Source organism: Empedobacter sp. ULE_I140 (assembly GCF_053482575.1).
Window position 1 is genome coordinate 2770015 of sequence record NZ_JBQMTX010000001.1, and the last position, 16577, is coordinate 2786591.

Sequence of the window (16577 nt, forward strand, 5' to 3'; positions counted from 1 at the left end):
ATTCATTTACATATTAACAAAACATCAAATCCTTCAAAATAAAGATACATTTTCTCAAATAGTTTTGATTCTAAACTTTTTTCATCTAAATTTGCAATGCAAAAAGCAATGCCTTTAACAGACAAAATTCTACAAACGGGCTTCACTTTTGACGATGTGTTATTAGTGCCTGCCTACTCAGAGATATTACCGAACCAAGTATCTCTACAAACAAGATTCACAGACAATATCACCCTTAACATTCCGATAGTTTCTGCTGCGATGGATACTGTATCCGAAGCAAGATTAGCGATTGCATTAGCTCGTGAAGGAGGTTTATCTTTCGTTCACAAAAATATGTCGATCGAAGAACAAGCGAATGAAATTGATATGGTAAAACGTTCAGAAAACGGAATGATTTCTGATCCAATTACTTTATCTCGTCATCACAAGTTGCAAGATGCAGTAAACTTAATGGAGAAATACAAAATCTCTGGTTTACCAGTTGTTGAAGAAGATAGAACATTGGTTGGAATTATTACAAATCGTGATATTCGTTACCAAGAAAACTTCGATCAATTGGTAGAAGACGTGATGACAAAAGAAAATATCGTAACTTCTGATATTGATACTGACCTTAAGAAAGCAAAAGAAATTCTTTCTCGTTACCGCATCGAAAAATTACCAATCGTTGACGAAAACAATAAATTAATCGGATTAATTACGATAAAAGATATTGACAATTTAACTGAATTCCCTAATGCATGTAAAGATACAAAAGGTCGTTTACGTGTTGGTGCAGGAGTTGGAGTTGGTGCTGATACATTAGAACGCGTTCAAGCTTTAGTAAACAAAGGTGTTGATATCGTAGCGTTAGATTCAGCTCACGGACATTCTGCTGGAGTTATTAGTAAAGTTGCTGAAGTTAGAAATGCTTTCCCTGAATTAGATATCGTGGGTGGAAATATTGTAACTGCTGAAGCAGCAAAAGCTTTGATTGATGCTGGAGCAAATGCTTTAAAAGTTGGTGTTGGACCTGGTTCTATCTGTACAACTCGTGTTGTAGCTGGTGTTGGTGTACCTCAACTTTCTGCTATTCATGATGTACATTCTTATGCAAAAACAAGAAATGTTTCGATTATTGGAGATGGTGGAATCAAATTATCAGGTGATATTGTAAAAGCGGTTGCTGCTGGGGCAAACTTGGTAATGTTAGGAAGTTTATTCGCTGGAACAGATGAAGCGCCAGGAGAAGAAATTATTTTCCAAGGTCGTAAATTTAAAGCTTATCAAGGAATGGGATCATTAGCTGCAATGAAACGTGGTTCTAAAGATCGTTATTTCCAAGCTGATGCGAAAAAATTAGTTCCAGAAGGAATTGAAGGTCGTGTTCCTCACAAAGGTTCTATTGCAGAAGTTGTTTACCAATTATGCGGTGGATTACGTGCTGGAATGGGTTACTGCGGAACTCCAACAATTCAAGATTTAATTGAAAACGGAAAATTTGTACGTATCACAGGCGCTGGGTTACACGAATCTCACCCGCATGATGTTGTAATCACTAAAGAAGCTCCCAATTATTCGAATTAAGAATATCAATATATTAAACAAAATAGCAAGCCAATTGGCTTGCTATTTTGTTTTTAAAACGATATATCCTGTTTTAAGCGTCTCTTTATCATCTTTTATTATAAACCAATAAGTTCCTATTGGCAATATAAAATTATTATGTTTACCATTCCAAGGTAGAATATCATTTACGATTCCATTCGCAACAATTTTTCCATATCGATCAAAAATCTGAATTTTAGCATTTTTATAAAAATCTTTATTTCTCAAACTCCAAGTGTCATTAATTCCATCACCATTTGGTGATAAAAAATTGAAGCCGTTAGCAATATCAAAAGGTATAGGTCCAAAAACACAACCTAATTTAGTTTTATACCAAATGCTTATTAAATCTGCTGTTTGATTGAAAAATGTACCACTATTCTGAAAAGTAATACCATCTAAAGAATAACTATCAATATTAGCATTTGGAAAAGGAATTATCGTAATACTATTAGAAGTTGCAGTTACTTTTTCTATACGCGATCTTTCTTTCTCCGGAATCACATTAATTTTGACACTTGATTTACAACCCAAATCATTATCAAAATAGACAATCCATTCTCCCAAGGCATCAACTTTCACTTCTTTTTGAGTTGATTTTAAATCGCCATTAAAATACCATTCATAATTAGATTGATTATCTGGACCATTAACCACAAAAGGAGTTCCACAAAACTCAAATTCAGTTTTATCCATTTGAATGGAATAGTCTGTTGCTTTTAAAGTCATCTCATAAAAACTATGACAGGGATTAGCATTATCTAAATAAGTTACTTTTACATATAATTTATTTGATTCTCCTTTTCTTAAAATAAAATTAATCCATTCTGTTTCTGGTATTGGATTTGTATCTGTTCTATTTCTAAAAATTTCAAACTTATAGGGATTTCCTACAGTTGAGCGATATTCTTTAATTAAATAATCATCATTAAGATTAAATTTTTGTGTATTATCATCAATTTTACAACCATCTAATGTTGTGTTTATTACTCTTGGATTAATTAAAAAATTAGTGACCGACTTTACAACATAATGTTTATTATCTTCTCTTGGAGGAATTGTAACTTCATTCAATCTAAGATATATTATTAATGGATTACTATATGGTACCATATAGCTCCTAGAATCACTATCAAAGCTATAAGGATCTGGATCTGAATTATAATTAGCACTTTCGGGTGTTTTATACAAAGACCCATTTAATTCCCAATCACCAGCCTGAAATTCAATATTTTGTTTAAAAAATTCTCTTTGAAAATAAGCTAAATAACTTCTCCCTACGTAAATATATTCACCAGGTCTCTGATCAATGCATTCAATTAAATTTAAATTTTTAACATCAATTTGTTGACCGTAAATAGCTGAATAAATAAAAAATAAAAAACCAAAAAATTTTAATGGACTCATATAGCAATTAATGAAAATTTAAATTACAAAAAAATAAATCATTAATACAAAAAAACCACCTCATATGAGGTGGTTTATAATTAAATAACTATTCTTTTTTTAAAATTTATCCCAGAATAGTTTAGTTTCCATTTTGTCTCCTCCAATTGCTGAAGCAGCTTGTTCGTAATTAACTTTATTAAGGTTTCTTTCACGTACAGGATATGTATATCTGAAAGGAACTGGAGTTTTAGTTGCTTGGGCAACATTAAACTTAGGAGCGTCTAAACGTCTCCACACATTCCATCCTTCAAAACCTTTATTATACATTGCAATCCAATACTGAGTCCCAATTTTTTCTTTCCAAGTACCTGCCGCTGTTGCATAAGCTACATTTGGTTGAGCTAAATAAGCATCAGCTTCTGCTGTTGTATTCCCCCAAAATTCGAAAGACGCTTTAATTGCTTTGTTATATAAATCAGCTGCCGAACCACCTACAGCAATTCCTCTTGCAGCAGCTTCTGCTAACATAAATTGAACTTCTGTATAATCTAATAAAGTCCCTGGATATTTAATATCCTCTAATGTAGCTGAAATTTGAGTATGCGTTCCAAAAGGAGTAGCTTGCCCATAAACTCCACCTTTATAAACTCCAGCACCTAAATTTTGTCTAAAAAATTTAGCTCTACGAGGATCGTTCAATCCGTTCATATAATCAACAATTGTATTTGCCGCAACAAAATCTTGTCTATCACTTTTGATTAAATCAATCCATAATGGATTTGTATAAGGTTCAGCACCTGTATAAACTAATGTAAAGTTATCAGCTTGAGAAGTGAATACACCAGTATTAACAGCATTTATAATTGTTGAAGAAGCTAAAGCAGCATCAACATCAGCCAATTGAATACCTAATTTTAGCTGTAGTGAGGCTCCAAACTTCTTCCATTTAGATACATCCCCTTTATAAATAATATCATTTCCAGCAAAACCTGCAGCACCAACATTTAACTTATTTGTAGAAGCTATAGCTCTCTTAATCAAATCAGCATAAATAGTCTTAGCGTCATCATACTTAGGATTTACATTAGATGCACCTTGAAAAGCTTCAGAATATGGTATATTACCAAAAGTATCAACTAACAATTGCCAAGATTGAACTTCCATTAAGTCTATAATAGCTTTTTGATTATCTTTTTGAGCTTGAGATAATGTTTTATCATTATCAACCATTTTTTTAGCTTCATTAAGATCATAAAGAACATTCATAGAAATTTCATTCCATAAATTGTCACTAATACTTCTCCCTTCTAAATCGTAATTTGTTTCTTGTGTATATTGAGTTTCATTCCAATACTGAGAAACTAATCTAAATATATTCTGATTTACGTTTGTCGAAATCATTCTATAAAAATAACTTGTCGTCGCTCCTGTCACTAAATAACTAGCAGGCACAGCCTCCGGGTTAATAGGATCATGATTTAATTTATCATACTCCTCATCTGTACAAGAATTTAATGCAAAAACTGTTACTATTCCTAATAATATCTTTTTCATTTGATAATTCTTTTAAAATTGAACTTTAATACTAGCTCCAACTTCTCTAATTGTTGGATGTGCCCCTGATTGATAACCTTGAATATTACCCGCACTTAAACCAGCTTCAGGATCTGAGAAAGGTACATTCTTATGAATAATCCATAAGTTTCGACCAATAGCTGAAATTGATAATTTCTTAATAAATGTACTATTTAACATCTTCTCAGGAAGATCATACGTTAAAGTAACATTTCTTAATTTAACAAAAGATGCATCGTATACGTGAGCCTCTCTAGGTGCAGTTCCACTTAAATATCCCCAAGGGTTATTATAACCAGTACTTGCTTCTACTCTAACGTCATTTACAGATCCGTCTTTTTTCACACCTGGTAAAATAACTCCACCACCATTTGCAATAGAATTACGAACTGGGTTTCCAAGGTCATTCAATCCTGTAGTAAAGTTATCATACAAACCTGTTGCATATCCATACCATGTATCAAGAGAGAAAACATCTCCTCCTTTTTGGAAATCAATTAAGAAACTTAAACTTAAGTTTTTATATGAGAATGTATTTTTAACACCTCCAGTCCAATCAGGATTCATATTACCAATAACAGTAGTTGTAGGTGATGCTAAATATTGTCCATTCGCTCCAACAACTTTGTTTCCATTATCATCATAAACAAATCCAGTACCTCTAATAACACCATATGCTTCTCCAACTTGAGCTCCAATAGAAATAGACGCTTGCATGCTAGCTAACTGTAGATAATCTACTCCTTCAGCTAATTTTAACACCTCATTTTTATTTTTAGCAAAATTGAATCCTAATCTCCAAGAAAAGTCTTCTGACTTAACAGGTATTACATTTAATGAAGCTTCAATACCTTTGTTGACCATATCTCCTGCATTCATCCAAATAGAAGACGCTCCAGATGAAGATGATACATCTACTGGTGTAATTAAGTCAACTGTTTTTCTATTATAATAAGAAACATCAAATGTTACACGATTTTTAAACATTCCCATTTCTAAACCAACCTCAAACTCTTTCATTGTCTCAGGTTTTAAAAATTGATTCTTGAAACGAGAAGGGTTAGTAGCTGAACCTACTCCTTCAAATGATGCATTTAAAGCATATGTATTATATAGGTTATATAAATCTGTATCATTACCTACAATAGCGTAGTTAGCTCTTAATTTTCCAAAATTAACAAAAGTTCCTTTTGTCAACTCAGAGAACACAAAACTTCCAGATACAGAAGGGTACCAATATCTATTTTGAGCTCCACTCCATAAAGAAGATGATCTGTCTGTTCTAATAGATCCATCTAAATAAAACATATTGTAGAATCCTAAACTAGCACGAGCATACATCCCATCTACTTTTTTAGTCCCTCTAAATTGACTTATATCTGCCGCTGTTAATGCATTCTTTGAATTTGCTAAAGTATATAAACCTGGAATACTTAATCCTCCGTTTGTATTTCCTACGAAACGATCAGTTTTTTCTACTCTTAAATTCCAACCCGCATTAGCATCTAAACTAATATCTTCTGTAATATTTTTGTTGATATTTAAAATTAAGTCATAGTTGTTTTCAGAAACAGACTGCTTGAAGTACATATATTCTCCTAAAGAACCTGCAGATCCTACAGCAACTCTACCTTCTCTTAATTCATCATAATTATCAAAAGCATATCGTCCTGTTACACTTAACCAATCATTAATTTTATAATCTAATGCTGCATTTCCTGTATAACGATCTCTTGAGTCATTCTGATAATTTTCATATCTAACCCAATAATAGTTATCAGTATATTGCGGAGATGAATTAGTTAAACTTTTTACATTCCAAGATGCATTTCTTTTTGTTAACCAATAAGCCTGTTCTTGTTCTTTCAAGTCAACATTTGTTTGCCACCATTGACGAAAAGCTTGCATAGGGTTAAGACCATCATACCCCGTACCTACTCTACCTTTTCCTTTATTATTTGTATAAATAATACTTGCAGTAGCCTTTAAGTTATCAGTAATTTTATAATCTCCACTAAAACTTAAAGTGTTTCTTTTCAATTCACTATTAGCTAAATTTCCATTTGTTAGATTATTAGTAAAACTAACACGGAAACCTCCATCTTCATTACTTCCCGAGAAAGAAGCTGAATTAACATAAGTTGAAGATGTTCCCCAAATAGAATTAGGATCATTTTTCGCAGCTAACCATGGTGTAGCTTTTCCATATGTAGATAATCCTTCAAATAATGAATTCCATTGATAAACCATTAAATTAGGGTCAAAAGCTGCACCATAAGATGCATCAGCACCAAATTGAGTAGCTAAAGAACCTCCAGGAGCTGCATCAAAATATGGATTTACTGTTGACGAACCTTCTGCATCGTATCCAGCACCATATTTCTTTTGGTATCTTGGCAAAGTAGATTTATCTGCAGAACCTACGGTTACAGCAGAATTAAATTCAACTCCAATACCTTTGTTCTTCTTACCTCTTTTTGTAGTAATCATTATAACCCCATTCTGACCTCGCGACCCGTATAAAGCAGTAGCCGCAGCTCCTTTCAATACGTTCAATGTTTCAATATCATTAGGGTTAATATCTGAAGCAGCATTACCATAATCATATCCCCCGCGACCAGTAGTTTGATCACTAGTATTATTAGTACCATTATTTATAGGAGTTCCATCTACAACTACTAAAGCTTGGTTATTTCCAAATAATGAACCAAAACCACGGATAACCATATTAGATGAACCTCCCATAGTTCCTGAAGATTTAACATCTAAACCAGCCACTTCCCCAGATAAAGCATCAGCAAAATTTGAAACTGGAACAGCAGAAATAGTTTCTCCTGAAACTTGTTGAGTAGAGTATCCTAACGATTTTTTATCTCGAGTAATACCTAAAGCAGTTACTACAGCACCCTCTAATTCAACTATCTCTGATTTCTTCAAAGATACATTATAAGTACTTGAAGCTCCTACTGTAAAAGTTTGACTCAACCCTATTGATTCTACTGTGATTTTCTCTCCAGAAGCTGCTTCTATACTGAAATTACCATTCTCATCAGTATAAACCTCTTTTCCAGAAGAACTTTTCACTACTGCATCTGCAACTGGAAAACCATCACCATCAGTTACAGTACCTGTAACTGATTTTTCTTGCGCATATAAAGAAGCTCCTAAAAGAAGCCCTCCTAATACAAACAAGTTTTTTAAATTTCTCCTCATCTGTTAAAACATTTTTAAAACTTTCATAAACTTAAGATTTCTATAACATTTACAAAACTTTTTTATGCTAAATTTTGATAACTTTGTTAAAAAAATAAAAAATTGTATAAAGTTTTATCAAATCACGAATATGAAATAGGTTGTGATGAAGCAGGAAGGGGGTGTTTAAGTGGTCCAGTTGTAGCAGCAGCAGTTATTTTGGGAGAAGATTTTGAAAACGATATTATTAATGATTCAAAACAATTATCTGAAAAGAAAAGAAATTCGTTGAGAACATTTATAGAAGAAAATGCTAAATATTGGGCAATTGGAATTGTTTGGCCAAATGAAATTGATGAAATAAACATCTTAAACGCTAGTTTTTTGGCCATGCATAGAGCAATAGATCAATTAGATTGTCCGAAAGATTTGATTGTTGTTGATGGAAATCGTTTTAATAAATATCATGATGTCTCACACGAGTGTATTATAAAAGGTGATTCAAAATATATGAATATTGCGGCAGCATCTATTTTAGCAAAAACGTATCGTGATGAATATATGGAAAAAATCCACGAAGAATTTCCAATGTACGATTGGAAAAAAAATAAAGGTTATCCAACAAAAGCTCATCGCTTAGCAATAAAAGAATATGGAGCTACTCCTTATCATAGAATGACATTTAAATTATTACCAGATCAATTAAGCTTAGATTTATAGAAAATAAAAATGAGAGCATTATATAATGCTCTCGTTTTATATATAATACCCGTTGTGCATTTTAAATAATTTGAGTTTTTAGATTATTAATATTTCGATTTAAGTGTATTTTAATAATGTACTGATTCAATGTTTGTGCAGTAATTTTAGCTAGAATTCTGGTTTTAAACCCCTCAAAAGTCTTTGCATAATTGCGTATAATCATAAATTGATCACATAGTTGAGAAAAAAAAGTTTCAATTCTTTTTCGATACTTTTTGAATGAATAAAACTGAGGTTTGTAATCTTTTTGATTCGATCTTTTTGGTGATTCTAATCATATATTAACTTCATTAAATAAATAAATTTGAATTGTTTGCAACTAATAATCTCTATCACCAAGTAGCACTCAATCTGATAGTTGAGATTTTATATCTTTCAAAAAATAAATATCATGAACAGATGCAGGACTAATATCAATACTCTAGAAAACACATCTTAAAGAACAATCAGCATAAAGTTTATAGCCTTAAGAGACATTTACTGAGAAGCACAAAAACCTCTATTTGGTGCACTAAACTGATTTTATTTGCAAATTTTCGAGCGTTTAATTCTTGCTATTTTACACACCTCCAATGGTATACTATCAAGTTAAATTAATTTACTTATTTTCAATCAAATGCATAACAGTTATAATACGATCTTTGAGTTTAATAATAATTTACAATTTTTAAAATATGTAGCTTTATTTATACTGGAAAATTCAGGGAGATATCCAACCCTCTCAATACTCATATCTAGAAACATAATGTTTACATTTCGATACACGAACACCGAACAAACCATACGGAACGGATATACAATGGATACAGAATGGATACAGCGCGGATACACAACCGATACAGAAAAGTGTCATTTTCGATATACACCGATACAGGAATTTAACACTTTTTAACACACTATTTCTCTAAGCAAAATATAAACATAGGTTTTTTTAACCGTTTTTCACTTTAAATAATTTGAGTTTTTAGCTTGTTAATATTTCGATTTAAGTGTATTTTAATAATGTACTGATTCAATGTTTGTGCAGTAATTTTAGCTAGAATTCTGGTTTTAACCCCTTCAAAAGTCTTTGCATAATTGCCTATAATAATAAATTAATCGCATAATATAGAAAATAAAGTTTCAATTCTTTTTCGATACTTTTTGAATGGATAAGACTGAGGTTTGTAATCTTTTTGATTGGATCTTTTCGGTGTTTCTAATTGTATATGAACTTCATTAAATAAATCAATTTGAATTGTTTGCAACTAATAATCTCTATCACCAAGTAGAACTCAATCTGATAGTTGAGATTTTATATCTTTCAAAAAATAAATATCATGAACAGATGCGGGACTAATATCAATACTCTAGAAAACACCTCTTAAAAAACAAACAGCATGAAGTTTATAGCCATAAAAAGACAATTGCTGAGAAGCACAAAAACCTCTATTTGGTGCACTGACTGATGTTCTTTGCAAATTTTTGAGCGATTAATTCTTGCTATTTTACACACCTCCAAGGGCATACTATCAACGATAAAACAATTTTCAAATTCATTAAATTCTTTCGCTAATTTGAGGCGAATACTATTAATTTACTCTGATAATCTACGTTTTCTACGATTGTAAATACTACGCTCAATTTTACAACTTAGCGCTTTAGGAAGATTTCGAAATAAATGATTTTCACTATCAATACCCATAAATTCAGCTGTTAAAACAAGACTTATGAGTTCTAAATCAAAAAGTTTAGGTCTTCTACGTTGATAAATTAAAAGTGTATCTGTGGATATTTTCGTAGAACTACCAATATTCTTTCATAATTAGCAACTAAGTTGTTCATTGTAAATATTTTAAAGTTAAATTAATTTACTTATTTTCAATAAAATGAACAACTTTATTATTTATTAATCAAAATGCACAACGGGTATATAATATTATACAACGTTATTCTAAATCCTCACAACATCTGGAACTAATATCTCATATTTTCCTCCGTTTCGCATGACATCACGAACAATACTTGAACTGATGTAAGCTTTACCAGAAGATGTTAATAAAAAGATTGTTTCGATATTATGATTGGTAATTGCTCGGTTTGTGTGCGCAATCGCTTTCTCAAATTCGAAATCGGCTGGATTACGAAGTCCTCGTAAAATAAATTGTGCATTTACTTCATCACAAAAATCTACAGTCAGACCTTTGTAAGCCATTACTTCTACATTATCGAATTTCGCAACAGAATCTTCAATAAACTTAATTCTTTGCTCCAAAGAGAACATATAATTCTTTGATGAATTTGTACCGATAGCAACAATAATCTTGTCAAATAAAGGAACTGCACGCTCTATAATATCTAAATGCCCTAAAGTAATTGGATCAAAAGATCCAGGAAAAACGGCTATTCTATCCATGCTGAAGGTCTATTTAAAGCAAATTCTATTTCACTATCCATCAAATCTTCCAAAGCAATTCCTGCATGAGCAGCTTGCTGAGGAAAAATACTTGCAGGAGAAAAACCTGGCAACGTATTCATTTCAATAAAATGCGGCTCTCCGTTTACAATAATATATTCTGAACGCGAAAAACCAGACATATTAATACATTTATATGCTTTAGCCGCAATTTCTCTTACTCTTGCTTCAACTTCTGGTGTTAAACGAGCTGGTGTAATTTCGTCAGACAAACCATTATATTTTGCATCATAATCAAAAAATTCTGTGTGCGAAACAATTTCTGTAATTCCCAACACCATTGTTTCTCCTTTGTAATTTAAAACTCCGACCGATATCTCAGTTCCATCTAAGAAAGATTCGATCAAAACTTCTTTATCTTCAAGAAAAGCTTTTTGCATTGCAGCTTCAAATTCATCTTCTTTATGAACTTTCGAAATTCCTAAACTAGATCCTGAACGATTTGGTTTTACGAAACAAGGTAAACCTACTTGATCTATAATTTCTTTTGCAGAATATTGATCACCTTGATTAATATAAATCGATTTTGCATGTGGAATTCCATATTTACTCAATACTGCTATACAATCTTTTTTATTAAATGTTAAGGCAGATTGATAAAAAGGGCATCCATTATATGGTAAACCAATCATTTCAAAATACGCTTGCAAATAACCATCTTCTCCTGGCGTACCATGAATTGTATTAAAGACGACATCAAACGTAATTTTTTCTCCATTTTTTTCAAATGAGAAATCTCCTTTATTGATTGGATATTTTTCATCTTCAATTTCGGCAAACCAACCTTCTTTTAAGATTCGAACCCTTGTTCTGTCGTACTTTTCTGGATTTAGGCTTGAGTAAATTAACTCGCAACTTTTCAACGAAATCACGCTTTCATCCGTATATCCACCTGCTACAACTGCTACTCTTAACATGTTTAATTTAAAATTTATTCAAATATAGAACTTTGACATCAATCATAAATATTATTTTTAAACTATATTTGTGCGACAATTTATCATTTCAATGAAAGGAGTTAAATCAATCATTCAAGTTTTGCTGAATGTAGCTATTGTAATAGCGCTATCATTTGGGCTTTACCATTTTATTTTTAACGTTTGGTTAGATTCGTATACAAATCACAATGAATTTGTTGAAGTTCCGGATTTATCAAAAATGAATATTACTGATGCTACAGCTAAGTTAGAAGAACTTGGTTTGACATACGAAGTAGATAGTTCTCGTTTTGATCCAAATACGAAACCTTTTGCAATTATGGATTTTTATCCAGCAGCAGAATCGCGTGTAAAAGAAGGTCGTCGTATCTTTATTAAATCAAATCCGAAAACTTATCGTCCAGTTGAATTACCAGATTTAATTGGAAAATCAAAACGTTTGGCGTTTACACAATTAGAAATTTCTGGTCTTAAAATTGGAAAAATCATTTACGAACCAGATTTAGCAAAAGATGCAGTTCTTAAAATATTATACAACGGAAAAATTGTAAAAGCAGGCGAACAATTACCTCGTTTTGCAACAGTTGATTTGGTATTAGGACGTGGAATGTTATCTGGTGTTAGAATGCCTAATTTGGTTAATTTAACATTGACAGAAGCTAAAAAATCAATTAAAGATAATTTCTTCGAGATTGGTCAAATCAAATTTATTGGAGCTTCTCATGATACAATCAATGCAAGAGTAGTTTATCAATTTCCTTTTGCAACAGATACATATGATCAAGGTCAGCCAATTGATATTTGGTTATCAACAGAACCTCGAGAAAAAATTAGGACACAGCTAAGAGAACTAGATATTCAGTACAAAAATTTTGGCGAAGATACTATTAGCGGTACTCAATACAGAGATATTATAACACAAAAAGCTGAAAAGCAAATCAAAGATATGCAACAGCAACAACAAAATAATCCAACAACAGAGCAACCAAAGCCTACAGAAACACCTAAAGCTCCAGAAGAGATTATTATAGAATAGAAAGAGAATAAATGACAGAAGATTTAGAAGATTTCTTACAAGAGGAAAACGACAATAAATTATACGAACATTTTTCAATAACGGTTGACAAAGGTCAATCGTTATTGCGTATAGATAAGTTCTTAATGGTTAGAATTGAGAACGCAACAAGAAATAAAATTCAACAAGCAGCTGATAACGGAAACATTTTAGTTAACAATGAATCTGTAAAATCGAATTATAAAGTAAAGCCTGGAGATTTTATACAGATTATGTTAGAAACTCCTCCACGCGAGAATGAAGTTATAGCAGAAGATATTCCGATCAAAATTATTTACGAAGACGATCAAGTTGTCGTAATTGATAAAGAACCTGGAATGGTTGTTCACCCTGGACATGGAAATTATACAGGAACTTTGGTAAATGCCTTAAAGTTTCATTTTGATAATTTACCATCAATGTCAGATCAAATGGAGCGTCCTGGTTTGGTACACCGTATCGATAAAGACACAAGCGGACTTTTGGTTATTGCGAAGACAGAAGTTGCGATGACAAGTTTAGCAGAACAATTTGCAGCTCACACAACAGACCGTTTATACAATGCTTTGGTTTGGGGAGTTTTGGCAGAACAAGAAGGAACAATTATAGGACATATTGGTCGACACTTAAAAGATCGTATGCAAATGGCAGTTTTTCCTGAAGGAGATCAAGGTAAACATGCTGTGACACATTATAAAGTAATGGAGAATTTTTCTTACGTTACATTGGTCGAATGTAAATTAGAAACAGGTCGTACACATCAAATTCGTGCTCATTTCAAACATTTGGGACATCCATTATTCAATGATGCTCGTTATGGTGGAGATCGTATTTTGAAAGGAACAACATTCAACAAATACAAACAGTTTGTTGACAATTGTTTTGCAGCTTGTCCTCGCCAAGCCTTACACGCACGCACATTAGGATTTGATCATCCTACAACAGGAGAACGTATGTATTTCGAATCTCCGATGCCTGCTGATATGATAGATATTTTAGAACGTTGGAGAAATTATTCAGTAAACTCTGTTCATGCAACAGAACCTGATGAAAAAATTGATCGCAACGCAAAAGAAATGGAATAGATTTATTTTTAATTATAAAGCACTTCTACGGAAGTGCTTGTCTATTTCTATATATAAACTTACACGATTTTAATCAATGAATTTTTCAGAATTAAATATAATTGAACCAATTTTAAAAGCAATTGAAGAAGCTGGATATACAGAACCAACCGAAATTCAAGAGCAATCTATTCCTTTAGTTTTAGAAGGAAATGATATTATTGGTTGCGCACAAACAGGAACAGGAAAAACGGCATCTTTTGCAATTCCTATTCTACAAAACTTAACAAATTCTCCGAGTAAAGGAAGAAAAATTAGAACATTAATTTTAACGCCAACACGTGAATTAGCCATTCAAATCAACGAAAGTTTCAAATTATATGGTAAAAATTTACCATTAAAACATTTAGCGATTTTTGGAGGTGTTAATCAAAATCCACAAATTGGAGCCATCAAAAATGGTGTTGATATTTTAATAGCAACGCCTGGTCGTTTGTTGGATTTGATTGGTCAAGGACATTTAAAAATTAATCAAATAGAGATTTTTGTTTTAGATGAAGCCGATCGTATGTTGGATATGGGATTTGTTCATGAAATCAAAAAGATTTTAGAAATCATTCCAAAAGAAAGACAATCACTTTTCTTTTCGGCAACAATGCCAAAAAACATTCGAAAATTTTCTCATTCAGTTCTTCGTCGTCCAAAAGAAGTCAGCGTAACACCTGTTTCTTCGACTGCCAAAACGGTTGAGCAATTTGTTTATCATGTAGACAAAGACATGAAAGTAAAACTTTTGGTTAGCATTTTAAATGAACATCCAGAAGATCGTACCTTGATTTTTACACGTACAAAACACGGCGCAAATCGTTTAGTAAGACACTTGGAAAAAGTAGGAATTCCAGCTGCTGCAATTCATGGTGATAAATCTCAAAATGCTAGACAACGTGCTTTAAATGATTTCAAAGAAGAAAAATTAAAAGTATTAATTGCGACTGATATTGCTGCTCGTGGAATCGATATTGATCAATTACCTTATGTGATCAATTACGAATTACCGAATGTTCCTGAAACCTATGTACACCGAATTGGACGTACTGGTCGTGCAGGACGTGAAGGAAAAGCTATTTCTTTATGTGCTGCTGACGAAAGAGGAGATTTGGCAAATATTGAGAAATTAATTGGTAATTATGTAACAGTAATTAAAACGCCAAAAGAGTTTTATAAATTACCTGACGCGAATAGCAACAATAATAATTTCAAGAAAAATAATACTGGTTTTAAACCTAAAAAAGATACAAAACCAAAGAATCCTCATCGAGGAAGAAGAAAATAGTTTATAAAAAAATCACTTCGAAATGAAGTGATTTTTTTTGCTTTACAGATAAATTGAAATTATTTCTCTTCAGCATATTTATCTACAATCATACTCAATGCACCATCAGTTGTAATATTACACGCCGTCCCAAAACTATCTTGTAATGCGAAAATAGTCAAGATTAAAGCGACTCCAGCTTCATCAAATCCTAAAACATTTGAAATTAATCCTAACGAAGCGACAACTGTTCCACCCGGGACTCCAGGTGCACCAACAGCAAAAACGCCTAAAAGCAAGACAAAAGTTACCATTGTTCCAACATCTGGAATATGACCATATAAGACTTGCGAAACCGTCATCACAAAGAAAACTTCCGTCAAAACCGAGCCACATAAGTGTGTATTCGAGAAAAATGGAATCGTAAAATTAGAAATCGTAGGTTTTATTACCTTACTATCATTCACCGCTTTTACCGCAACTCCCAAAGACGCCGCCGAAGACATTGTTCCAACTGCCGTTAAATAAACAGGTGGATAGAATTTTAAAAGTTTGAATGGATTTGTCTTATGATAAAATCTTGCGATTGTATACATTAATGTCATCCAAATAAAATGACCAATAATAACGATTAAAATTACTTTCAAGAAAACTGGTAATTGTTTTTCAATAGAACCTTCATAACTCAAAATTGCAAAATTTGCAGCAATGAAAAAAGGTAAAATCGGAATCAAAACTTTATTTACCAAAAGAATTACAATGTCTTTGAATTGATCAAAAATCTTTTCTAATTCCTTCGCTTTTGTAATCAAAATTCCCATTCCTAACATCAACGAAATAACCAACGCTGTCATCACCGAAAAAATTGGCGGAATATCTAATTGAAATAAAATTTTTGGAACTTCTCGCAACGAATCAACAGAAGTTGGAATGGATAAGTTTGGAATGATTTGATAACCTCCAATTATCGAAAATAACCCCGCTCCTATTGAAGATAAAATTTGCAATTAATAATGAAAAACCTACTATTTTAGCAGAACCTTCTCTTAATTTCGTAATTGAAGAGACGATAAAACCAATTACAATTAAAGGAACCAAAAAGAAAATTAATTGCCCTGTAAAATATTTTAAGGATAAAACAACTTGAATTGTATTTTCGTTCAGATAATTTCCTAAAACCAAACCGGCAATCACACCCAAAAGCAATCGAAATAATGTATTGCTCGCAATCTTTTTTAACATTTGA

General features: G+C 32.1%; 10 protein-coding genes and 3 pseudogenes. 5 read left to right on the plus strand and 8 right to left on the minus strand.

Translation table 11 applies throughout. From position 1 onward, the window contains the following. The first annotated feature begins 108 nt into the window (after positions 1–108). Complete coding sequence (gene guaB / locus ACTS9J_RS13400; RefSeq protein ID WP_115002117.1) at positions 109–1569, plus strand: IMP dehydrogenase; 1461 nt, start codon at positions 109–111, stop codon at positions 1567–1569. Positions 1570–1611: 42 nt separating this feature from the next. On the opposite strand, the gene ACTS9J_RS13405 is transcribed toward guaB, so the two are convergent. The 3 genes from ACTS9J_RS13405 to ACTS9J_RS13415 form a co-directional block, all read right to left on the minus strand. Continuing rightward, positions 1612–2997, minus strand: coding sequence for a T9SS type B sorting domain-containing protein (locus ACTS9J_RS13405; RefSeq protein ID WP_448353331.1), 1386 nt, complete (start codon positions 2995–2997; stop codon positions 1612–1614). A 99-nt stretch (positions 2998–3096) separates the two neighbouring features. After that, complete coding sequence (locus ACTS9J_RS13410; RefSeq protein ID WP_286484829.1) at positions 3097–4533, minus strand: SusD/RagB family nutrient-binding outer membrane lipoprotein; 1437 nt, start codon at positions 4531–4533, stop codon at positions 3097–3099. Positions 4534–4545: 12 nt separating this feature from the next. Further along, positions 4546–7767, minus strand: a complete 3222-nt coding sequence (locus ACTS9J_RS13415) for a SusC/RagA family TonB-linked outer membrane protein (protein WP_286484830.1) — start codon at positions 7765–7767, stop codon at positions 4546–4548. Positions 7768–7869: 102 nt separating this feature from the next. Here ACTS9J_RS13415 and ACTS9J_RS13420 point away from each other — a divergent pair, with 102 nt between their 5' ends. Continuing rightward, positions 7870–8466: a ribonuclease HII gene (locus tag ACTS9J_RS13420; protein ID WP_313252838.1), complete on the plus strand. Its 597-nt coding sequence runs from the start codon at positions 7870–7872 to the stop codon at positions 8464–8466. A gap of 61 nt (positions 8467–8527) precedes the next feature. Here ACTS9J_RS13420 and ACTS9J_RS13425 read toward each other — a convergent pair. The 4 genes and pseudogenes from ACTS9J_RS13425 to ACTS9J_RS13440 all read right to left on the minus strand — a co-directional run. Beyond that, positions 8528–9096, minus strand: a pseudogene (locus ACTS9J_RS13425) (IS982 family transposase); the annotation flags it as partial. 359 nt (positions 9097–9455) lie between these two features. Continuing rightward, positions 9456–10332: pseudogene (locus tag ACTS9J_RS13430) on the minus strand (IS982 family transposase). 109 nt (positions 10333–10441) lie between these two features. Continuing rightward, positions 10442–10903 (minus strand): pantetheine-phosphate adenylyltransferase, encoded by a 462-nt coding sequence (gene coaD, locus ACTS9J_RS13435; protein ID WP_416425793.1) that lies wholly within the window; start codon positions 10901–10903, stop codon positions 10442–10444. Then, complete coding sequence (locus ACTS9J_RS13440) at positions 10891–11880, minus strand: D-alanine--D-alanine ligase (RefSeq protein WP_416425791.1); 990 nt, start codon at positions 11878–11880, stop codon at positions 10891–10893. The genes coaD and ACTS9J_RS13440 overlap by 13 nt, the downstream gene beginning before the upstream one ends. A 91-nt stretch (positions 11881–11971) precedes the next feature. On the opposite strand from ACTS9J_RS13440, the gene ACTS9J_RS13445 reads away from it, so the two are divergent. The 3 genes from ACTS9J_RS13445 (at position 11972) to ACTS9J_RS13455 (ending at position 15352) form a co-directional block, all read left to right on the plus strand. After that, positions 11972–12937 carry a PASTA domain-containing protein gene (locus tag ACTS9J_RS13445; protein WP_291091410.1) on the plus strand — a complete coding sequence of 322 codons (966 nt, stop codon included), beginning with the start codon at positions 11972–11974 and terminating at the stop codon, positions 12935–12937. 11 nt (positions 12938–12948) lie between these two features. Then, complete coding sequence (locus ACTS9J_RS13450; protein ID WP_291072302.1) at positions 12949–14040, plus strand: RluA family pseudouridine synthase; 1092 nt, start codon at positions 12949–12951, stop codon at positions 14038–14040. A 76-nt stretch (positions 14041–14116) separates the two neighbouring features. Beyond that, complete coding sequence (locus tag ACTS9J_RS13455; protein ID WP_448353332.1) at positions 14117–15352, plus strand: DEAD/DEAH box helicase; 1236 nt, start codon at positions 14117–14119, stop codon at positions 15350–15352. Positions 15353–15411: 59 nt separating this feature from the next. Here the strand turns inward: ACTS9J_RS13455 and ACTS9J_RS13460 are convergent. Beyond that, positions 15412–16573 (minus strand): annotated as a pseudogene (locus tag ACTS9J_RS13460) (dicarboxylate/amino acid:cation symporter). Between the last annotated feature and the right edge of the window lie 4 nt (positions 16574–16577).